Source organism: Curtobacterium sp. MCBA15_016 (assembly GCF_001865105.1).
Taxonomy (GTDB): domain Bacteria; phylum Actinomycetota; class Actinomycetes; order Actinomycetales; family Microbacteriaceae; genus Curtobacterium.
In genome coordinates this window covers 53,091-73,200 of record NZ_MJGR01000015.1, presented here as the reverse complement: position 1 = coordinate 73,200, position 20,110 = coordinate 53,091, and the positions used below count along the sequence as shown (strand labels likewise).

Sequence of the window (20,110 nt, the reverse complement as noted above, 5' to 3'; positions counted from 1 at the left end):
GTCGACAACAGTCCCTATCTCAGCATGGTGCGCGTCAGCGTGCCCGAGATAGGGAGATGACATGGGTGAGGCAGACTCCGCCCGCACGATTGTTGCCGGTGTGCAGTCCGGGCAGGTGGAGGGCGTTGTCGGCGTTGCCACGCTGATCGCGAAGCATTTCGGTGCGTCGGTGGTGTGTGTTGCGGTGGATCCGGCGCTGCTGAGCGCGGGAGCTCGTCGGGACAGTTCGGAGATCATCGAACCGATCGATCCGGACACGGCGGACGCCGAACCGCAGCAGCTGCCCGACCGCGACGTCGCCGTCATCCACGATCTCGCTGCAGCGCGGTCTGTTCGAGTGGAGATTCTCATCCGGGTCGGGGATCCGAGCCGGGCGTTGACTGCGGTGGCGGAGCAGCGTGACGCGGGAATGATCGTCGTCGGGTCGCAGACGGGCCGACGGCGGGTTGCGGAGTTCTTCAACGCATCCGTCGCCGCCCGCTTGACGCACCAGCAGCACCGTCCCGTCGTGGTCGTTCCACACGCTCCGGTCGGGTTCGAGAGCGCCCTGCCGTGGGATGCGTCGTGACGGGCCGGCTGGTGCTGCTGCGCCACGGGGAGAGCACCGCGAACCGGTCCGGCACCTTCACCGGCCTCCGCGACGAACCATTGACCGTCGAGGGTGAACGGCAGGCCGTGACCGCGGGGCGGCTCCTGAAGGCGGCAGGCATCTTGCCGGACCAGGTGCTCACGTCGACGTTGCAGCGCACCGTGCGCACCGCGGAACTGGTCCTCGACACCCTCGGCATCGTCATCCCGATGGAGACGGTCTGGCAGCTCAACGAACGCAACTACGGCGCACTCACCGGGATGACGAAGACCGATGCCCGCCGAACGCTCGGCGACGACGAGTACACCCGGCTCCGCAGGTCCCGGAACGGCACTCCACCGGCAATGAGCCTGCAGGCGTGGACGGCGCTGCGGTCGAGTTCCGCACTGCGCGGCCTGCCAGACGCTGCCCTCCGGCGCACCGAGGCCCTCTCCGATGTCATCAAACGGGTCCGACCCGTGCTGCAGAACCGGCTCGTACCGACGGTGCGGACGGGTCGGAGCGTCCTCGTCGTCGCGCACGGCAACTCGCTCCGCGCCGTGTGCGCGTGCATCGACGACCTCACCGACCTGGAACTACACGCACTGAACCTGCCCACCGGGCAGCCGCTGCAGTACCAGCTCACGCCGACGGGTGCCCTCGCCCCACGGGGTGGGACGTATCTGGATCCGGCAGCAGCGCAGCACGCCGCGGCGCTGGTCGCAGCAGAAGGCGGAACATGAACACCCGAACGGACATCCCAATGCTCGACGATCAGCTCCCCTCCGACCCGGATGTGGACGTCTCCGATCCCGCAGCGAGCATGCGGCCCGTGCACCTGCGGTGGCGGTACGTCGGCCTCGTCGCGGTCGGAGGCACGGTCGGCACACTCCTGCGCGACGTGATCAGTGCGCTGCTCCCAGCAGACGGCGGGGTGAGCTGGTCGATCTTCTGGATCAACATCAGCGGAGCGCTGCTGCTCGGCGTGCTCCTGGAAGCGTTGGCGCATCGCGGTCCCGACGCGGGCCGCCGCCGTGTCCTGCGTCTGCTGCTCGGCACGGGAGTGCTCGGCGGCTTCACCACCTACAGCACCCTCGCTGAGTCCACCGCCGCACTGGTCCTCACCGGCCACGGTCTCACCGGCACCGGGTACGCGCTCCTGACCGTCATGGCCGGTGCGATCGCGACCGCGGTCGGACTGGTGGTCGCCGGCTGGTTCCGCCCCCGGACAGTGTCCGCATGAACGCCGGCATCCTCCTCGCGGTCGCCGCCGGTGGCGGCGTCGGCGCTGCCGGCCGGTTCCTCCTCGACGGGCTGATCAACACCGGCCGGGAGTTCCGGCTCCCCGTCGGCACGTTGACGATCAACATCACCGGGTCCCTGCTGCTCGGGCTCATCGTCGGCGCAGCCAGTCACCTCGGCGCAGCCCCCGTGGCGGTGCTCGGCACCGGGGTGATGGGCGGCTACACCACGTTCAGTACCGCCAGCTTCGAAACGGTCCGCCTCGCCCGCAGCGGCCGGATCACCGCCGCAGCCGTCAACGGTCTCGGGATGCTCGTCCTCTCGGTCGCGGCAGCCATCGCCGGCATCCTCCTCGGCGGTCTGCTGTGACCGCCACCCCACATCCTGGAACGGGCCTTCCCATGCTGTTCGACGTCACGATCGAGGTTCCCCGCGGCAGCGGCAACAAGTACGAAGTCGACCACACCACCGGCCGGATCCGGCTCGACCGGGCCGTGTTCACCAGCATGGTGTTCCCCCAGGACTACGGCTCCATCGATGACACGCTCGGCGATGACGGCGACCCCCTCGACGCGCTCGTGCTGCTGCCCCGACCGACGTTCCCGGGCGTCGTCATCACGGTCCGGCCGGTCGGGATGCTCCGCATGGTCGACGAGAACGGCGGCGACGACAAGATCCTCGCCGTCCCCGCCGGCGACGACCGGTTCGAAGACCTGCAGGACATCAGCGACGTCCCGGAGCACACCCTCATCGAGATCGAGCACTTCTTCTCCCACTACAAGGAGATCGAACACGGCAAGCACGTCACCACCAACGGATGGGCCAACCGTCCTGCTGCCGAAGCCGTCATCCGCACCGCACAGGAAGCGCACACCCGACACCCGTGATTCACGGGCCCCTTGACCGCCGCGGGGAGGCACTGGCGCCGAGTGATCGCCAGCAGGCCGTCCCCTCCGCCTCCCCGCGGCTCTCCCTTCCATCCGCACGACCACGACGCATGACCCGACCAGAAGGAGCGTCACCATGAACGACTACATCAGCGGCATCCACCACCACGGATCCCACCAGGGCGAGTACGTCACCCACCACGACCACCCCGTCACCATCGACGCCGTCCACGGCACCCGCATCCTCGACTCCCGCGGCTACCCGACCGTCCGCGTCCTGCTCGAACTCGACGACGGCCGCACCGTCACCGGCGACGCCCCCGCGGGCGCATCCACCGGCGCCCACGAAGCCATCGAGCTCCGCGACGGCGGAACAGCGTTCGGCGGCCGCGACATCACCCAGGCGCTCCACCTGATCAACACCGACATTGCGGGCCTCCTCACCGGGCGTTCGTGGTCCGCAATCGGACAGGTCGACGCCGCCCTCGCCGAACTCGACGGCACCACCGGGTACCGCCGGCTCGGCGCGAACAGCGTCGTCGCAACCTCCATCGCCGCATCCCGGGCGCTCGCACACGCCGCGGGCCTCCCGCTCTGGCAGTGGATCGCCGAGATCACCGGCTCGACGCCGCGGATGCCGGTCCCGCACTTCAACGTTCTCAACGGCGGCGCGCACGCAGCGAACAAGCTCGACTTCCAGGAGTTCATGATCGCCCCCGTCAACGCCGCATCGATGGCCGACGCAGTCCGCATCGGCGCGGACGTGTACCACGCCCTCGCGGGCCTGGTGCGGGACCGGTTCGGTAGCCTCGGCCTCGGCGACGAGGGCGGCTTCGCACCATCGATCGCTGCACCCGAGGAAGCGCTCGACCTGCTGGTCACCGCGATCCGCGCCGCAGGCTACGAGCCGGGCGTCGACCGGGTGGCGATCGCCCTCGATCCGGCCGCGAACGAGTTCTCCCTCGGAGACGGCTCGTATCGGATGCTCGACGACAGCCTCGACCGGGACGGGCTGGTCGACTTCTACCGGCAACTCATCGACACGTACCCGATCCGCAGCATCGAAGACGGGTGCGCTGAGGACGACCATGACGGGTTCCGCCGCATGCAGGCGGCGCTCGGTGACCGGATCCAAATCGTCGGCGACGACCTCTACGTCACCGACCCCCAACGCATCCGCGACGGCGGCGAGCAACACCTGACGAACGCGGCACTGATCAAGCCGAACCAGATCGGCACCGTCTCCCAGACCCTCGGCGCGATCGCCACCGCCACCAGCATCGGGATGGCCAGCAAGGTGTCGCACCGTTCCGGGGAGACCACGGACACGTTCATCGCCGACCTCGTCGTCGGGACCGGCACTGGGCAGATCAAGTCCGGCGCACCCGCCCGCGGCGAACGGGTCGCGAAGTACAACCGGCTCACCGAGATCGCCGAGCAGCACACGGATCTGCCCTACGGACTGATCTGACCACCGGCACTCGAGCTGCGAGCGGTGTCCAAGAACGCCGTGACAGCAGGCCCGGGGTGGCCCGACCAGATCGCACGCAGCGACCGGATCAGCGGCGCGCCGAGCAGCGGCACTCGGACGAGGGCACCGTCGGCGAGGTCCCTGCCGACGGTGCGGAGACTCATCACCGCCGGAGCGATGCCCGCTCGAGCGTTGGCGCGGATGATGCCCGTCGTCTCCAGTACCGCCGCTGGCGGAACGAGGGTGCGGCCCGCATCGTCGAGCCACGCCTCGACCGTGGCGCGGGTGCCGGACCCTTCCTCACGGAGCAGGAGCGGCGTCTCTGCGAGGTCATCCGCGGTGATGCTCGAAGCCCGCGCCCACGGATGGTGCGGAGCGACGACAACCACGAGTTCGTCCTCGTCGATCACCAGAGAGGAGAGGTCAGGTGGCGCAGCAGGGGTCTCCGTGAATCCGACGTCGGCAGCGCCGGAGCGAACAAGGTCGATCACAGCGGTGGAGTTGCCCGCGATCAATCGGACTGACGCATCGGGCGCGGCAGCACGGTGGGTGAGCAACCATCCAGGCAGCAAGAGTTCGGCGATCGTCTGCGACGCTGCGACCACGAGGGATCCCGCCGGTTCTCGAAGCGCGACAAGTCCTGCTTCGAGCCGCTGCGACGCCTCCAACACCGGAACGGCCAGACCGAGCACCACCCGGCCGGCGTCGGTCAAAGCTGTCCCGGATGCTCTCCGGTGCGCCAGCGGCTGACCGATCGCCTGCTCCGCGGCACGCAGTCGCGCAGACACCGCCTGCTGTGTCACCCCCAACACTTCGGCCGCGCGGGTCAACGAACCGGTCTCCGCGACGCGGACGAGGACCTCGAGCGTGTCGAGGTCCAGGGTCCGGTCGGTCAGCCGTCGCAGTGCCACAAGCAAACATTGTGCCCCGCCAACGAGTTCGCCGTTCCCAACCATGGGAAACACGCGCACGCTGGGTGCATGTCCGCTCACCTCGCCCACGCACCCGCACGTTCCGAGCATGGTGTGCAAGAACGGCGGTTGTTCCGGGAGTTGGAGCGGCCCGGGCTGATCGTGTCGAACCTGACCCCGAACTGGTTCGCATCGATCATGGGGACCGGGATCGTCGCCGTCGCGGCTGCGTCGTTGCCACTGCAGTTCCCAGGTCTGCGCACTGCGGCGACGGTCGTATGGGCGATTGCCGCGGTCCTGCTCGTCGCCCTCACCGTTGCGACGGTGCTGCACTCGGTGCGCTACCGGAGCACCGCAGCGAAGCATCACCTGCACCCGGTCATCTCCCACTTCTACGGGGCACCGCCGATGGCGTTCCTCACCGTTGGTGCCGGAACGGTCCTGCTCGGCAAGGACTGGATCGGCCTCCCGGCTGCCGTCACCGTCGACTGGGTCCTCTGGAGCATCGGCACCATCGGAGGACTGCTCACGGCAGTGCTCGTGCCGTACCTGGCGTTCACCCGCCACGAGAACACGCCCGGCTCCGCGTTCGGCGGTTGGCTGATGCCGATCGTCCCGCCGATGGTGTCCGCCTCCACCGGTGCGCTCCTGCTGCCGTACGCCCCCGCCGGGCAGGCGCGGGAGACGCTGCTGTGGTCCTGCTACGGCTTCTTCGGCCTCAGCCTCATCACGTCGCTGGTCGTCATCACGCTGATCTGGCACCGTCTCGCGCAGCACAAGGTCGGCGCCGCGGGCATGGTCCCGACTCTGTGGATCGTCCTCGGGCCGGTCGGACAGTCGATCACCGCCGTGAACCTCCTCGCATCGAACGCTCCCACCGTTGTCGATGCGAGTACCGCGCATGCCCTGCTGGTCGTGGCGCTGGTGTACGGGTTCGCGATGCTCGGCTTCGCGCTGCTGTGGACCGTCATCGCCCTCGCGATCACCATCCGCACTGCCCGAGAGCACTTGCCGTTCAGCCTGACCTGGTGGTCCTTCACGTTCCCCGTCGGCACCTGCGTCACCGGCCTGAACGGCCTGGCCCTGCACTCCGGACTCACCGTCGTCGCCGTCCTCGCAGTTGTCTACTACGTCGGCCTCGTCGCCGCGTGGATCACCGTTGCCGTCCGCACCTTCCACGGCTCCGTCATCCGAGGCACCCTCCTGGCACCACCACAGCCGGCGTGAGCACCGCCGAGGAGCTCGCAGACGAGCTCGCGGACGTTCGACCGCTGAACGTCCTCGCCGAGACATGGCGCACCGCACCGGACGGCTCGCGACGGTTCGTCCCGAGCTTCGACCCACGATCCGGCGGCACATCAAGCCGCGTGCTGGTCCTCATGCAGTCGCCCGGCCCGCAGACCATTGCCGCCGCGCACGCGGCGGTTTGCAGCGAGGACAACCCGGGCCCGACCGCGGCCGCGTTCCGCGCAGCCCGGATCGAGTCCGGACTCGCACGCAACGAGTACCTCCGCTGGAACCTAATCCCCTGGGAAGTGCCCGGCCGCGTACGACCTGCGGACATCGATGAGGGGCGACGCGCCCTCGGAGCTTTGCTCGAGGCGCTCCCCGTGCTCGACGCCATCGTCACGTACGGGACCGTTGCCCTCGACGGAGTCATGCGGCATCTCACCCTGGACGATCACCCCAAACTCATACCCGTCATCGCGGCGCCACACCCCTCTCCCGCCAACGGCCACCACCGCGCGGAACAACAACGACGTTCCGTGCAAGCACTCCAGCTTGCCGCACGAGGATCGTGCAGGCGATGAGCTCGGTGAGAAATCGGCTGTCGAGACAGACTCGCTCGCTTCGATGGTCAGCTACCGGCGACCACTCCTCCGTCGAGTACGCAGATCAGTATCCCGAATAAGCAGGCGAAGAGGGCGGGGAGCAGACCAACCCCGCCGATGATGAGCGCCACCCAGCCAACTCGTCGACCGGCGACCCAGCCTCGGACCACGCCGCGGTACCCGAGCGCGATCACGGCGAGGGCGATGGGGAGCGCGGCGACACCGACGGGCCCGACCACGAACTCCGCCCAAGCAACCAGGACCGGAGGGTCATCGAACGGGTGCCGTGTTGCGCCTGCACTGGCGAGATCCGCCGCCGTGACAGTATTCGCGACCGAGAGCACGAGCGCCAGCAGCGCCGAGTAGAGCGCTACGAGCGCGAGGGCCACCCACCCGGCAGACGCTCGCCCCGACCCATCATGGCTGCGCACCTCCATCGGATCGCGTTGCTGCCAGAACCGGTCTGTCACGTGCAGAGACTACGGGTCGAAGCGGCGTACGGCTGGGGTGTCCGGTGACCGATCCTTCTCCGGGCGCGGGCAGCCACCTAGGCGCTGCGACGGAAGACGCACTCGGTCGAGCACCGCGCAGACCGGTCGGGGCACTCGGCGAGGTCGTGCTCGGCGCGCGCGAGACGCGACCGGAGCCGGTCGAGCCGGGCCTGCTTCTCCTCGATCAGGCGCACCTGCTCGGCCAGGAGCGGGCGCAGCGCTTCTCGGACGTCGGTGCAAGACGTCGACTCCATGTTGCTGAGGTGTGACCCGATCTGATCGAGGGGCAGACCGAGTTCCTTGCTGGCCTCGATCAGGTCGAGCCGGCTGAGAACGTCCGGGGTGTAGTCCCGGTACCCGTTCGAGGTTCTGGCAGGGGTCAACAGCCCGATGGACTCGTAGTACCGGAGCGCTGTCGCGGGGACGCCGCTGCGCTTGCTGACCTCGGAGATTCGCACACCGCGACCCTAGAGCTGCCGGAGCCGCTTGACCTTCAAGCGGCTCGAACCTCTACGGTCGCTGATGTGCCTTCCTCCTCCACACCGGTCCTGCCGTGAACGCGGTTGTTGCTTGGCTTGAACACCGGCAGATCGGCCTCTACCTGGTGGCTATCGTGGCTGCCGGCGTGGTCGGCCTCACCCTGCCGGGCGCGCACCACCTCGAGGCAGCGATTGAGCCCGTGCTCGCGCTGCTGCTGTTCGCGACGTTCCTCGGGGTGCCGTTCGCCGCGATCGGGAAGTCCCTCCGCGACGGACGATTCCTCGCCGCGGTCGGGGTGCTGAACTTCGTCGTCGTCCCGCTCGTCGCGTACGGGCTGTCCCGGTTCGTCGCGGACGAGCCAGCACTGCTGTTCGGGGTGCTGCTGGTGCTGCTGACCCCATGCATTGACTACGTGATCGTGTTCGCCGGCCTTGCTGGCGGCGCGTCAGAACGGCTCCTCGCCGCGGCACCACTGCTGATGCTGGCGCAGATCCTGCTCCTGCCGCTCTACCTGCTGCTGTTCATCGGCCGCGAGGGCGTCGCCGTGGCCGAGGTCGGCCCCTTCGCTCGGGCTTTCCTTCTCTTGATCGTCGTCCCACTCACCGCGGCCGCGCTCGTGCAGGCAATCGCCCGGCGACACCGAACCGGAGTCCTGATCGAGCGGACGATGCTGGGGCTGATGGTGCTGCTGATGATGGCGACCCTGTTCACGGTCGTGGTCTCGCAAGCCGGCGCTGTCGGAGACTCCCTGGGTCAGTTGCTCGTGCTGGTGCCGATCTACGTCGGCTTCCTCGTCGTCATGGCGGCCCTCGGCATCGGTGCCGGCCGAATCTTCCGGCTCGACGTGCCAGCGACCCGGGCCCTGGTGTTCAGTGGCGCGACAAGGAACTCGCTCGTGGTCTTGCCGCTTGCGCTGGCTCTGCCGGCGTCGCTGTCGCTTGCTCCGGTGGTTGTCGTGACCCAGACACTCGTCGAACTCATCGGCATGGTGATCTTCGTGCGATTCGTCCCAAGCCTCGTGCGGAACGATTCAGAGCCGGTTGCGTAGGTCTGCGACTCGAGAGCGAATGTCGTCTCGGACAAGGCGCATCCGCTCCATGGCTTCGATGCCCCGGTCGGAAGGTTCGGCTGTGATCCACGTCTCGATCCGGACCCCCGGAACCTTTTCGCAGTGGCATCGGAAGTGGAGCAGGAAGCCCTCCTTGACGACTGAGCCTCGGTCAGGCCGGGGTGCCGAGCCGGTAGCCGACTCCTCGGACGGTGCTGATGAGGTCGCGGTCGGTCTTCCGTCGGATGTAGTGGACGTAGGTGTCGACGGTACCGAGTTGCTCACCGTTGTCGAACACCGCCGACAGCAGGTGCTGCCGGGTGAACGCGCGGGACGGCTGGGCCGCGAGGAGCCGCAGCAGCGCGGTTTCCTTCTCGGTGAGCATGACCCGGCCGGTGTAAGGAGACGTGATGCTGTTGTCGGCTGGGTAGAACGCCCACCCACCGATGTCGATGCTGGTGCCGACGCCGGTGTAGTCGCGGGTGAGGGCGCGGAGCCGGGCGGTGAGCTCGTCGAAGTCGAACGGTTTGACGAGGTAGTCGTTCGCGCCGGCATCGAGCCCGGAGACACGGTCGTGGACCTCGCCGAGGGCGGTGAGCATCAGTACGGGGGTGCTGATGCGTCGCTGCCGCAGGGCCGCGACCACTTGGATGCCGTTGATGCCGGGAAGTCGACGGTCGATGACCATCACGTCGAAGTACTCCTTCGTAGCGGTCTCGAGCGCGGATTCACCGTCAGTGCGGAGCGTCACGGTCCATTGCTCACCGAGCTCGTCGGCGACGAGCGGACAAAGGCGGGGGTCGTCTTCGACGAGGAGGAGGCGGGGCATCATGCGCAAGCGTTCCTGTCGGGTTCCGGGGTGGTGATCGGGAGGTGGAGTGCGAAGACCGTCCCGCTGCTGTCGGTGCGCTCGACGACAGCGTCGCCGCCAGCTCTGACAGCGATGTCGCGGACCAACGCCAGCCCGATGCCGTACCCGGTACGGGTGCTCGTCGTTGCTGTTGCTTCGGGTGGGGTGCCATGGGCGAAGCGGTCGAACACCCGTGCCGGCTCGATACCGACGACACCGGGTCCGTCGTCCGCGACGCGAATCGTCACACTTGTTCCGGTGGCCGTCGCGGTGACGCGAACGTGTCCGCCGGTTCGTGTGTGGCCGATGGCGTTGTCAGTCAGCGCGATCAGGCATCGGCGGAGCTGGGTCTCCGACACCCGCACGAGGGCATCGATCGGGTCGACGTCGAGGCGAATGTCCCGACCGCCGGCTAGGACGCTCATGTCGCGATGCACCGCGTCCATCGCTGTCCGCAGGTCGGCGGTCTCGTCCGGGTCACCCGAACCAGCCGCGGCCTCGAGGAGATCGTTGACGATGTTGATCAGGATCTGCGTGTCGTCACGCAGGTCGTCGACGACCGGTCGCCGCCGATCGTCCGCTGCGGTCATACGTTGCAGCCGTTGTACCCGGGTGTGGAGCACCGTCAGCGGAGTGCGGAGTTCGTGGCTGGCGTCAGCGACGAACGTGCGCTGGATCCTGGCGGCTTCCGCGATCGGCCGGACCGCGCGGCGAGCGATCAGCCACGCGGCGATGCCCGCGAGGACGATCGCGAGACCACCGACACCGATGACCGCGATGCTGAGGTCGACGGTGTCGAGGTAGATGTGGATGTCGGTCGGTCCGGGGCGTTCGTGGAGCTGGTTCGGCGTCAGCTGCCACAGCACGTACGCCACGACGAGGACGATGATCCCGATCACGAGCGCAGCTGACACGACGGCCACCCGGAGTGCGATGCCGATCACCGATCGGCGGTACGCCAACCGGTCCGGGTCGGTCTCAGCACCAGACCGGAAAGACCATCGAGCCAGCGTCTCTGCGATCGCTGACCGCCACCCAGCCGACATGTGACCCCTTCCATGCAAGCGACGCCGGAACGCGAGGGGGAGGCGTTCCGGCGTCACCGCGTTGGCTCGATCCTGCCTCACTCGGAGCAGCACCGGCACGCCGAGCTTCGGCGTCGTCGGCCAAAAAACAGCTAAGAAACCCCGGCTGGGCAGGCAGAGGTGATTCTTGGTGGAGTCTTGCGCGCCCGTTCCTACCGTCGGAGCATCGCCGGTCCTGCGAATCCCGCGGCACGGCCGGACCCGACGAGGAGAACGCCATGTCCCACTCGCCTGCAGCGCAGCCGCCGACCCGGACGCGCTCGAACAAGGTGCCTGACCCGACTGCATCGTTCTGGATCGTCAAAATCCTCGCCACGACCGTCGGAGAGACGGCGGCTGACCTCCTCAGCGACACCGTCGGGCTCGGCCTACCACTGACGACGCTCATCATGGCCGCCGCGCTGGCCGTGTTCCTGGTCCTGCAGTTCCGATCCCGGGCCTACCGGCCGCCGCTGTACTGGATCACCGTGGTGCTGATCAGCATCGTCGGAACCTGCGTCACCGACAACCTCACCGACGGCCTCGGCGTCCCCCTCGCCGTCAGCACCACCGTCTTCGGCGTCGCGTTGCTCGCCGTCTTCGCCGTCTGGTACCGCACCGAGGGCACGCTCTCGATCCACAGCATCGACACCGTCCGCCGGGAAGCGTTCTACTGGCTCGCGATCCTGTTCACCTTCGCTCTCGGCACCGCCGCTGGCGACCTCATCGCCGAACAGACCGGCCTGGGCTACTTCCCGTCCCTGCTGCTGTTCGCTGGCGCGATCGCTTTGACCGCCGCCGTCTGGTTCCTCGGCCGTCGCGGCCCCGTGCTCTGCTTCTGGATCGCGTACAGTCTCACCCGTCCGCTCGGAGCCTCCACCGGTGACCTGCTGTCCGCGTCGACAAAAGACGGCGGGCTCGGCATCGGCACGATCACCACGAGCGTCGTGTTCTTCGTCATCATCGCCGCGATCATCAGCTTCCTCGTGATCCGCCTCCGCCGCGACGAACCTGCGCAGCGCAGCCGCCTCACTGTCTGACCCCTACAGCTGGTGCTGCGCCCGATCTTGACGCTGGCGGCACCAGCGCTCTCCGCGAAAGGCACCTCGTGCTCCACACCGTTCCGCTTGCCGTGAGCCTGTTCGACGCGGCCTCCGTCCTCCACGCATTCGGCCCGTACGTCCTTGCCGGTATCGCGCTCCTGATCTTCATCGAGTCCGGGGTGCTGTTCCCGTTCCTCCCCGGAGACTCGCTCCTGGTCACCGCAGCGATCATCAGCAGCACCCTCGGCGTGACCCCGTGGCAGGTCGCCCTCGTGGCCTCCGTCGCCGCGATCGCCGGCGACCAGGTCGGGTACTGGATCGGCAAACGCTATGGCCGGCGCCTGTTCAAGGACGATGCCCGCATCCTCACCACCGCTCGGCTTGATGAGGCGGAAGCATTCTTCACCAAGTGGGGCGGGCTCAGCCTGGTCCTCGGCCGTTTCATCCCGATCGTCCGCACCTACGTCCCCCTCGCCGCCGGCACCGCGCAGATGCACTACCGCCGATTCCTGCTGTTCAACCTGATCGGCGCGATCTCCTGGGCCTGCGGCTTGACCGCCGTCGGTGTGCTCCTCGGCGGAATCCCGCTCATCGCCCACAACATCGACGCACTGATGATCGTCATCATCCTGGTCTCGATCCTCCCGATCGTCGTCGGCGCACTCCGCCGCCGCCACGTCGCTCGGAAGCACCGCGACACGTCCGCACCTTCACCCGCACCCGCCGAGCGGACGGCCCGCGAGCAGTGAGTACCAGCACAGGCGCGCAGAACCGCGTGCCGGAACCCGCCGCGTCGTTCTGGCTGATCAAGGTCCTCACGACCGGGATGGGGGAAGCGCTCTCCGACTTCCTCGTCACCCGCTTCGACCCCGTCCCGACGGTGCTCGTTACCGCTGTGCTCTTCGCCGTGATCCTCGCCGTCCAACTCCGAACGGACCGGTACCGACCGTGGCTGTACTGGGGCACCGTGTCCATGGTGGGTGTGTTCGGCACCATGGTCGCCGACGTCACCCACGTCGCACTCGGCATCCCCTACGCAGTGTCGACGCCCGTGTTCCTCGCAGCACTCGTCGCCGTGTTCACCCTGTGGCGTCACGTCGAGGGAACCGTCGACGTGCACACGATCACCAGCACCAGCCGGCAGCTGTTCTACTGGGCCGCCGTAATCACGACGTTCGCAATGGGGACCGCCGCCGGAGATCTCGCCGCCAGCACCTTCCACCTCGGCTACCTCAGCGGTGGACTCCTGTTCGTCGCCGCGATGATCGTCGTTGTCCTCGCACGGGCAACAGCGGTCCTCGGCCCTGTCACAGCGTTCTGGACCGCGTACGTCCTCACCCGACCCATCGGCGCGACCTTCGCCGACTACATCGCCGTCCCACACTCTCGAGGCGGCCTCGACGCGGGCACCGGACTCGTCAGCGCGGTCCTCCTCATTGCCATTGCCTTCACGGTGAGTTGGAACTCGACGCAGCCAGCACCATCCGCCGGACTGTCCGCTGACCCATCGCTTACCGGGAAGAGTCGGATCACGATGCGGGATCGAGAACCCGCTCCGCGTGATCAGCGATCCGGTCACTGATCTCCGATGCCGCATCGCTGCTGATCAGTGCAGAACGCTGCTGCACTGCGCGCATCAGCCACAGCACTCCAACGTCCGCGTCGCGGTAGGGGTTGCGTGATGAGACGGCGCCCCATGATCGAATCAGGAAGCCACGAGACGCCGCCAGCTACGCATCAGTCGTCGGGAACCATGATTCCTTCGGTCAGTACGTAATCGAACCCGGAGGGCAGCGGTCTACTCATCGGCGCGGAGCTTGTTTGGCGGCAGGTCCCGTCGTGTGCGTCTTGGTCAAGGTGTGGAAGGTTCGGCCCGTCGCTGCGTCGTTCCACCGAGTGGTCGCGCTGGCGGTTCTCGCCGTGTGGTCGCTGGTGTGCTGGGCCGGAAGGTCGCAGCGCCAGCGATCGAACGTGCTGGCGCACCTGGGTGTCGTGGTCATCGCCCAGTTTTCGGAGCATTGGCCGGTGTGGGTGGGATAGTCCAACGGACCTCGGATCACGTGCTGACGTAAGGAGCCATGGGGCCGACCATCGCCTCAGTTGCCGATCGGCTACCGACCGCTGCCTCAGCCGATGGTGGTCGTTCCAGTAGGGGATCGGCTATCGGACACCATTTTGAACCGTCTCGCACGGCGTTACTCGCTAGGTCGATTGCAGTTCGGTACTGCCGAAGCGGCGAGCGGGAGGGATGACGATGGTTACTGGAGTGCTTCCCTCTGCGCTACCGGGCCCTGGTCCGGCTACCGGACGCCATGAAAGCGAGATCCGAAGCTCGGATGGTGGCGCTACGCGATCGGACCTTGCTCACCTGTATCGCATCCACAAGTTCTCTCAGTCGTCGGGAGGTGGGCGCTGTAGGTAGGCGACCCGCCGTCAAGTCTCTGAAGGCAGGTCGAGTTCGGTGTCCGCTGCGACGGGGTAGACCGCTTCGAGCACATAGCTTCGACGGCCCTCGTCCGCGCCTCTGCCAACCGCGGTGTAGATAGTGAACCGGGCCTCTACTCGTCGGTCCTCGACCGTCGCCAACTGCGCAACCGTGCTCGCTCGAAGTAGAAGTGGCTCCGGCCGAGAACCGGCTACTTCCGCTTCGTCCTCGATCGGGTTGCCCTTCGGACCAGGCGACGGCAGTCTTTGCAGCCGACCGAGCCCTCCGCCACATGGTTGTCGGGGCGTTCTTGGAAGTCCCCGTGGAGCGGGCAGGTCACCGTGACGTAAGTCTTCTGGTCGATGAAGACGACCTTCGCGTAGTCGTACTTGTCGCCGTGCCGGTTGGTTGCACGTTGGATGAAACGCTGCGTGCGCAACTCCTGGTTGGCGTTGCGGAAGCCCTTGCAGCTTCGGCATCCCTGGCCGCGCTGCGGGCCCCAGGGCGTTTCGCGGACTCGGCGGTGCTCGCGCGGGGTTTGCTCGAAGGGCCCATGGTCGGGGCAGATGATGGTGACCTTGGTATCGCCGTTGACGTAGCCGCGTCGGACATGCGCGTAGTCGTATCGGCTGTCGTGCAGCTTCGTCGCGAAGTTGATGAACTCGGCGGCTCGTTCTTCACGGGTAGCGGTGCGGTAGTCCAAGGGGTCCTCCAGGAGTCGTTGTCCTGGAGCTATGCCGGCACGCCCGAACCAGCTGGGAAAGTCGGCTAGGAGCGGTCCTTCAAGGCCGTGTCGGTCTACCTCTCGGCGTTCCTTACGTCAGGGTCCGACCGTCAGGCATAGCCGTGGCATGCCTTCGCTCCCTACCGCCGTTCGAGCGGCGCTCCGCTCACCGAGTTCAACCGAGCACCTCGTCGTGCCGAACCAGGAGACCATCACGTCCGCGACCGCCCTGGGGCGGCCGATGGGCGCCGCCTTCGGCCGTCCGTTCCCACGTCAAGGTCCCGTCGAGCACTGCTCGCACGTCCAATGTTGGGAACCCGCGCCGCTCACCCTCGGGGACTCAACGCTCGGGGACCGAAGCTCAAACGCAGACAAGGGGACTCTTGTCGCGCAGCTTCGCCCAGAGCCCCTCCACGCGATGCGGAAGTACCGGAACCAGTCTGTTCCCGCCGACCGGTGGGCCAACATCGAGCCGTTCGTGCTGGACGCTGTCGCGCTCGTCGCGCCCGCGTGTGCCTACCTTGCTGAGCGGCTGATGGTTGCGGTGACGCCGTACGTTGACTGGGTCGTCCACGTCAACGGGATGCAGAAGGTCGCGAACGTGTTCCACCCGGTGCTGATCCGCCGGTACATATCCCGCGTCGACCTCCACCTCAAGGACAAGACGCTCCGCGACTACCGGTCCTTCCTGCTCCGGATCTCGGAGGTCGTCCTCCCCGACGAGGGTCCGATCGAGTTTGCGCCGTTGAACGGGCAGTCCGTTACCGCCCCGTACACCGACCTCGAACTGAACCTGCTTGAGTCCTGGGCGCGCGGGCAGTCAACGGCACTGCGACGTCGAGGTGCTGGCGCAGTCCTCGCCCTGGGAGCAGGTGCTGGGCTTGACCCGTGGGAGATGCAGCACCTCCGGCGCAGCGACGTGCGCGTTGACTGTGACGGAGCGCTCGTCGACGTACGGGCTGGGACGCCGAGGTTGGTGCCCGTGCTCAAACGATGGGAGCAGCTCCTCATCGACTCCCTCGCGGACGTGCCGGACGACGTATGGGTGCTTGGCGGGGAGGACAGAAAGACGACCTACAACTTCGTCACGCCGTTCATCAACCACACCGACTTCGGCAACGAACCGAAACCAGTCCCCACGCGAATGCGCGCTACGTGGATCACTACGCACCTCGCTGGCGGCACGCACATCGGGGAGCTCATGGCCGCCGGCGGACTGCGCAAGCCCGAGCACTTGGTCACGTCCCTGCGGCACATCCCGACGATGGACGCTTCCGAGCACCGTCGACGGATCCTCGGCGAAGCACGCGAAGTTCGGTAACGCCATCAGAGGACACGGAACCGTGCTGCCCGGAGCTGCTGTTCGCGTTCGGGCAGCAGGCGGCCGCGGGCGTGCTGGGCTCGTTGCTGGGCAACCCACCGTCCGATCGTCACCTCGGCAGGGTCGGTTGCGCGACGACGCGGCGGTCGCTGATGATCGACCCAGAACTGCTGGTGCGCGGCGAGCATTGACGACCACTGCGCGTCACGGGGGTTCCAGGCGAAGCCAGGCACCGCTTCAAGTCGTCGAACCTGGTACGAGCAGTAGCCACCCGCAGCGCCGACCTGCCGGAAGTACGTGAGGGCGTCAACGAGGGTCTGCTCGGCGGTCGCAGGGCGAGGACGGGTCGAGTCGGCACGGGGCATCCGTCCGTGCTCGTCGATGAAGTCGTCGAGGTCGTGCACTCGGTCGGTCCAGCGTCGTACGAAGGATTCAACCTCGACGGAGTCATCGGTGTCGGCGAGGTAGAACGCCACGCCGCGCCGATGGTCGAGGGTGAGCGTCAGGGCTGACTGCGCTGCGTGGTCGGCGTACTCGGCGTGGAGCGCTGCGAGCGCCGTGGTCGAGGTGGGCATGTGGTCCTCTCCGAGGCCGGCGATCGGCCTCGGAGGGGGTATGCGCGGAACGGGCGGGATCTTGAACGACGCGCGGGTCGCAGACGAGCGGGGTCCACAAACAGGACCAATCCGGCCGCGAAGATCACTACGTTTTCTGAGTCCCCGAAGCAGAAGGCCGCCCGGATCGCATGCACATCGCCAGCGTCACGCGAACGACGCCGACGTCACCGCCACATGTGCGAGCAAGCGACGACACGCCCGGGCTGACGCGACCGTTCGCGCCGGCGGCGGCCCCCGCCGATCCGCGCAGGAATGCGGATCGATCGGCAGCGAGATCAAAATCTGGGACGCGTTCCCACAGCTCATCCCACTTCGCCTGCATAGGCCGGGCATGCCTAGCCAGATCCTCCGGTCACCGCGTCAGTACGTCGCCGCGATGCTGCTCGCCATCCTGTCGTTCCTCACTCGAGGAGGAACACCGGTGAAGTACGTTCCGAACTTCGCGGAGGACCGTTGGAGCGTTGTCCGCGACTTCGTCGTCGGCGCAGTCGCCGAGGCGGCAACGTCCATCGCTCAGCCCGCCGACCGGCTCATCGTCGTCGCGGCACCCTTCGTCGACTGGGTCGTCAACGTCAACGGATACCCGACGAAGACCGCCGTCGTGTTCCACCCCGTCATCGTCCGGCGCTACATCACACGGACTGACGTCACCTGGTCCGACACCACCCGTCGCACATACCGGTCGGCCCTGATGCGCATGTCCGAGATCCTCGTCGGCGAGGTGCCGCTCGAGTTCGCACCGACGACTCCGCAGAACACCGCAGCACCCTACGACGACCTCGACCTGCACCTCCTCGAGAGCTGGGCGACGGGCCAATCGACCGCGGCTCGACGTCGGAGCGCCGGCGTCACCCTCGCTCTCTGCACCGGCGCCGGCCTGAAAGCCAATGAACTCCTTCAGGTCCGCCGCCGCGACATCACCATCGACACCGACGGCATCCTCGTCACCGTCGCGTCCACCGGCCGCGCCGTGCCGCTGCTTGCTCGCTTCGAAGCCCTGCTGCTCGATTCCATCACCGACGTCGCCGCCGAGGACTGGGTGTTCGGCTCGGCGAAGCGGATCAAGCACGGCATCAGCACCCTCACCACCTTCCTTTACGACACCGACCGCGGCAACGAACCAGACCCCGTCACCACCCGCATGCGGAACACCTGGCTCATCACCCACCTCATCGCCCGCACCGACATGCGCGCCCTCATGACCGCCGCTGGCGTCACCAAGTTTGAACACCTCGACCAGCTCGTCGCCCACGTCCCCGCCCTCGACGCCGCCTCGTACCGCCGTCAGCTCCGCGCCGAGGTCACACGATGACCGCAGCACTCTCGAAGTACCACGACGCCGAACACGTCGACCGGTGGTTCGAACAGAGCCTCGAGATGCCCCTCGGCAAATGGGTTGAGCTTGGCCGCAAGTCAGTGAAGCGCGCTGTCCGTGAAGTATCACTCGTTTGTCGCCACGGCGATGTGCAAGCGGTGATCGAGCGCGCCAAGGCGGAGACCCGCAAGTCAAACGCCGGTCAGAAGGCGAAGTTCAGCGAAGCGAGCGCGCTCATGCTCGTGTTCGTCTCACTCCGCGTCAACGGGAAGATGTCCCTGATGGCGGCCGTGGAGATGCTCATGCGGATGAATTGGAAGCAGCGCCGTCGCCTCGGGATCACCGAGGTTGTCGAAAACCGTCAGGAGCTCATGTACGACCGGGTGTGGGCCGCACTGGCGCGGCTCCGGGACCTCGTCGACGACGAGCCCGGCGACCGCCACGAAGGCATGCTCTTCGGCGAATACCTGCAGGCGGTCGCCAACCGCGATCCCGAGGAAATGGCCGCCCGAACCCGGCGACGAGCCGAACTCATGAGCGCGATCGTCCATGGCTCAGTCCTTCTCCTTCCCCAGGAGATTCGGGACCGATCTGAGGGCGTCCACGCTATCGATGCCACCATCGCGGAACTCGTCGGCATGCACAAGACGTTCAAGAACATGAAGCCGACCGACAAGATGCCCACCAACCATGGCGGCGGCCTCTACGTTCGGCACGGCGACCACGACGGTTCCAAAGAGGGGCCTGGCAAGCGGAAGTACGGCCAGGAAATCGAGTACTGCATCTGGGTGCGGAACGACCCCGACGCAGACAAAGACTTCCCGCTCTTGTTTACGGCTATCGGAGATCACAAGCCGGGAAAGCTCGCCGGTCACGGGCAGAAAATGCTCGAGTCGCTCATCGCGAACGGCATCAAGATCAAAACACTCATCGCCGACCGCGCCTACACGCCGAACGCCAAGGTCGAAGACCTTCAGCTTCCGTACGCGCAGCACGGTGTGAAGCTCATCATGGACTACGGCATCGATCAGAAGGGGAAGCAGGCGTTCTGGGCGAGCCCAGACGGCAAGCACAACCTCGTGATGTGCGACGGAAGCTGGTACCTCAGTTCGATGCCAGAAGCGCTCCAGCTGGCCGAGAAGACCTACGCCGACGCGAAGAAGGCGGCGAGCAAGATCGAGGACGAGACCGTCCGAGAGGAGCGAATCGCTGCAGCCCACGCGCTGGTCGTTCTCCAGCGCGCACGTCGTTCTCGCTTCCGCCTCGAGCCCCGAGGCCGCCACCGCGCCGACGGAGCTCGCCAGTACTTCTACCCAGCTCTTCGACCCGAAGACCGCGTCGACATCGACCCTCAGACGGCGGAACTCGTCGAAATCACGGTGCCGAGTAAGACAGTTCTCATTCCAGGGGTCATCGGCGGAAGCAAGCGGGACGGGGAGAACGTCAAGCACCTCAAGTACGGCCAGGAGTTCGAGTACAAGTCCGAAAAGTGGCGGCGCATGTACGGGCTGCGCAACACGGTCGAATCCGGCAACGCATCCGTGAAGAACCCGGAGCACCTCGCACTCGGAATCGCAATGAAGCGCCTTGTTCGCGGCCCGTGGTTCGCTGCGCTCTGCGCGGCGATGGCAGCCGCATGCGAGAACATCAGCCGCATCGTCGACTGGTACCAGGAACGCCTCGATCTCGCACACAGGAACCGCAAGAACCGCTCGCATCCCGCCGTGTACAAGCAGCGTGACTCTGCCAAGTACTGGGCAGACCGCCGCGCGTCCACGGCACCGCCAGACATACCGGCCGCGGCCTGACCAGGCCCACTCC

The 20,110-nt window shown here is 67.1% G+C and carries 22 protein-coding genes and 1 pseudogene; 15 read left to right on the top strand and 8 right to left on the bottom strand.

The features are described from left to right. The first annotated feature begins 61 nt into the window (after nt 1–61). From BIV03_RS06625 to eno, 6 genes are all read left to right on the top strand, one after another. On the top strand, nt 62–568 hold the full coding sequence (locus BIV03_RS06625) for a universal stress protein (RefSeq protein ID WP_071295100.1): 507 nt from the start codon (nt 62–64) through the stop codon (nt 566–568). Then, complete coding sequence (locus tag BIV03_RS06620; RefSeq protein ID WP_071295099.1) at nt 565–1,311, top strand: 2,3-diphosphoglycerate-dependent phosphoglycerate mutase; 747 nt, start codon at nt 565–567, stop codon at nt 1,309–1,311. The genes BIV03_RS06625 and BIV03_RS06620 overlap by 4 nt, the downstream gene beginning before the upstream one ends. After that, complete coding sequence (locus BIV03_RS06615) at nt 1,308–1,811, top strand: CrcB family protein (RefSeq protein WP_175475747.1); 504 nt, start codon at nt 1,308–1,310, stop codon at nt 1,809–1,811. The genes BIV03_RS06620 and BIV03_RS06615 overlap by 4 nt, the downstream gene beginning before the upstream one ends. After that, the gene (locus BIV03_RS06610) at nt 1,808–2,179 is read left to right on the top strand and encodes a CrcB family protein (protein WP_071295098.1); all 372 of its coding nucleotides are present in this window, start codon (nt 1,808–1,810) and stop codon (nt 2,177–2,179) included. The genes BIV03_RS06615 and BIV03_RS06610 overlap by 4 nt, the downstream gene beginning before the upstream one ends. Before the next feature lie 32 nt (nt 2,180–2,211). Beyond that, the gene (locus tag BIV03_RS06605; protein ID WP_071244473.1) at nt 2,212–2,697 is read left to right on the top strand and encodes an inorganic diphosphatase; all 486 of its coding nucleotides are present in this window, start codon (nt 2,212–2,214) and stop codon (nt 2,695–2,697) included. Between the two features lie 136 nt (nt 2,698–2,833). Further along, nucleotides 2,834–4,168 (top strand): phosphopyruvate hydratase, encoded by a 1,335-nt coding sequence (eno, locus tag BIV03_RS06600; protein ID WP_083403254.1) that lies wholly within the window; start codon nt 2,834–2,836, stop codon nt 4,166–4,168. Here eno and BIV03_RS06595 read toward each other — a convergent pair. Then, the gene (locus BIV03_RS06595) at nt 4,153–5,079 is read right to left on the bottom strand and encodes a LysR family transcriptional regulator (RefSeq protein WP_083403253.1); all 927 of its coding nucleotides are present in this window, start codon (nt 5,077–5,079) and stop codon (nt 4,153–4,155) included. The genes eno and BIV03_RS06595 overlap by 16 nt on opposite strands. A 69-nt stretch (nt 5,080–5,148) precedes the next feature. Here BIV03_RS06595 and BIV03_RS06590 point away from each other — a divergent pair, with 69 nt between their 5' ends. Beyond that, nucleotides 5,149–6,306, top strand: a complete 1,158-nt coding sequence (locus tag BIV03_RS06590) for a TDT family transporter (protein WP_071295096.1) — start codon at nt 5,149–5,151, stop codon at nt 6,304–6,306. After that, a complete protein-coding gene (locus BIV03_RS18680; protein ID WP_083403252.1) occupies nt 6,303–6,890 on the top strand; it encodes a uracil-DNA glycosylase family protein in 588 nt (195 codons plus the stop codon). Before BIV03_RS06590 ends, BIV03_RS18680 begins: the two co-directional genes overlap by 4 nt. Nucleotides 6,891–6,937: 47 nt before the next feature. Here BIV03_RS18680 and BIV03_RS06580 read toward each other — a convergent pair whose 3' ends face one another. Both BIV03_RS06580 and BIV03_RS06575 read right to left on the bottom strand, forming a co-directional pair. Further along, nucleotides 6,938–7,381, bottom strand: coding sequence for a hypothetical protein (locus BIV03_RS06580; RefSeq protein ID WP_071295094.1), 444 nt, complete (start codon nt 7,379–7,381; stop codon nt 6,938–6,940). A gap of 77 nt (nt 7,382–7,458) precedes the next feature. After that, nucleotides 7,459–7,860 (bottom strand): MerR family transcriptional regulator, encoded by a 402-nt coding sequence (locus BIV03_RS06575; protein WP_071295093.1) that lies wholly within the window; start codon nt 7,858–7,860, stop codon nt 7,459–7,461. A 95-nt stretch (nt 7,861–7,955) separates the two neighbouring features. Here BIV03_RS06575 and BIV03_RS06570 point away from each other — a divergent pair, with 95 nt between their 5' ends. Continuing rightward, a complete protein-coding gene (locus tag BIV03_RS06570) occupies nt 7,956–8,930 on the top strand; it encodes an arsenic resistance protein (RefSeq protein ID WP_071295092.1) in 975 nt (324 codons plus the stop codon). On the opposite strand, the pseudogene BIV03_RS20095 reads toward BIV03_RS06570, so the two are convergent. The 3 genes and pseudogenes from BIV03_RS20095 to BIV03_RS06560 form a co-directional block, all read right to left on the bottom strand. After that, nucleotides 8,913–9,035 (bottom strand): annotated as a pseudogene (locus BIV03_RS20095) (low molecular weight phosphatase family protein); the annotation flags it as partial. The gene BIV03_RS06570 and the pseudogene BIV03_RS20095 overlap by 18 nt on opposite strands. Nucleotides 9,036–9,102: 67 nt before the next feature. Next, nucleotides 9,103–9,762, bottom strand: coding sequence for a response regulator transcription factor (locus tag BIV03_RS06565; protein WP_071295091.1), 660 nt, complete (start codon nt 9,760–9,762; stop codon nt 9,103–9,105). Continuing rightward, nucleotides 9,759–10,925: a HAMP domain-containing sensor histidine kinase gene (locus tag BIV03_RS06560; protein WP_175475745.1), complete on the bottom strand. Its 1,167-nt coding sequence runs from the start codon at nt 10,923–10,925 to the stop codon at nt 9,759–9,761. The genes BIV03_RS06565 and BIV03_RS06560 overlap by 4 nt, the downstream gene beginning before the upstream one ends. A 158-nt stretch (nt 10,926–11,083) precedes the next feature. On the opposite strand from BIV03_RS06560, the gene BIV03_RS06555 reads away from it, so the two are divergent. From BIV03_RS06555 to BIV03_RS06545, 3 genes are all read left to right on the top strand, one after another. Continuing rightward, a complete protein-coding gene (locus BIV03_RS06555) occupies nt 11,084–11,884 on the top strand; it encodes a hypothetical protein (protein ID WP_071295089.1) in 801 nt (266 codons plus the stop codon). A 92-nt stretch (nt 11,885–11,976) separates the two neighbouring features. Then, nucleotides 11,977–12,636 (top strand): DedA family protein, encoded by a 660-nt coding sequence (locus BIV03_RS06550; protein WP_254790776.1) that lies wholly within the window; start codon nt 11,977–11,979, stop codon nt 12,634–12,636. After that, nucleotides 12,633–13,469 carry a hypothetical protein gene (locus tag BIV03_RS06545; protein WP_071295087.1) on the top strand — a complete coding sequence of 279 codons (837 nt, stop codon included), beginning with the start codon at nt 12,633–12,635 and terminating at the stop codon, nt 13,467–13,469. Before BIV03_RS06550 ends, BIV03_RS06545 begins: the two co-directional genes overlap by 4 nt. Nucleotides 13,470–14,523: 1,054 nt before the next feature. Here BIV03_RS06545 and BIV03_RS06535 read toward each other — a convergent pair. Next, on the bottom strand, nt 14,524–15,015 hold the full coding sequence (locus BIV03_RS06535; protein WP_071295085.1) for a hypothetical protein: 492 nt from the start codon (nt 15,013–15,015) through the stop codon (nt 14,524–14,526). Between the two features lie 439 nt (nt 15,016–15,454). On the opposite strand from BIV03_RS06535, the gene BIV03_RS06530 reads away from it, so the two are divergent. Beyond that, nucleotides 15,455–16,357: a hypothetical protein gene (locus BIV03_RS06530; protein ID WP_139201883.1), complete on the top strand. Its 903-nt coding sequence runs from the start codon at nt 15,455–15,457 to the stop codon at nt 16,355–16,357. Between the two features lie 5 nt (nt 16,358–16,362). Here the strand turns inward: BIV03_RS06530 and BIV03_RS06525 are convergent, their stop codons facing one another. Next, nucleotides 16,363–16,932 carry a helicase associated domain-containing protein gene (locus tag BIV03_RS06525; protein WP_071295083.1) on the bottom strand — a complete coding sequence of 190 codons (570 nt, stop codon included), beginning with the start codon at nt 16,930–16,932 and terminating at the stop codon, nt 16,363–16,365. A 373-nt stretch (nt 16,933–17,305) separates the two neighbouring features. On the opposite strand from BIV03_RS06525, the gene BIV03_RS06520 reads away from it, so the two are divergent. Beyond that, on the top strand, nt 17,306–18,286 hold the full coding sequence (locus BIV03_RS06520; protein ID WP_175475743.1) for a hypothetical protein: 981 nt from the start codon (nt 17,306–17,308) through the stop codon (nt 18,284–18,286). Next, nucleotides 18,283–20,097, top strand: coding sequence for a hypothetical protein (locus BIV03_RS06515; protein ID WP_071295081.1), 1,815 nt, complete (start codon nt 18,283–18,285; stop codon nt 20,095–20,097). The genes BIV03_RS06520 and BIV03_RS06515 overlap by 4 nt, the downstream gene beginning before the upstream one ends. Nucleotides 20,098–20,110 lie beyond the last annotated feature (13 nt).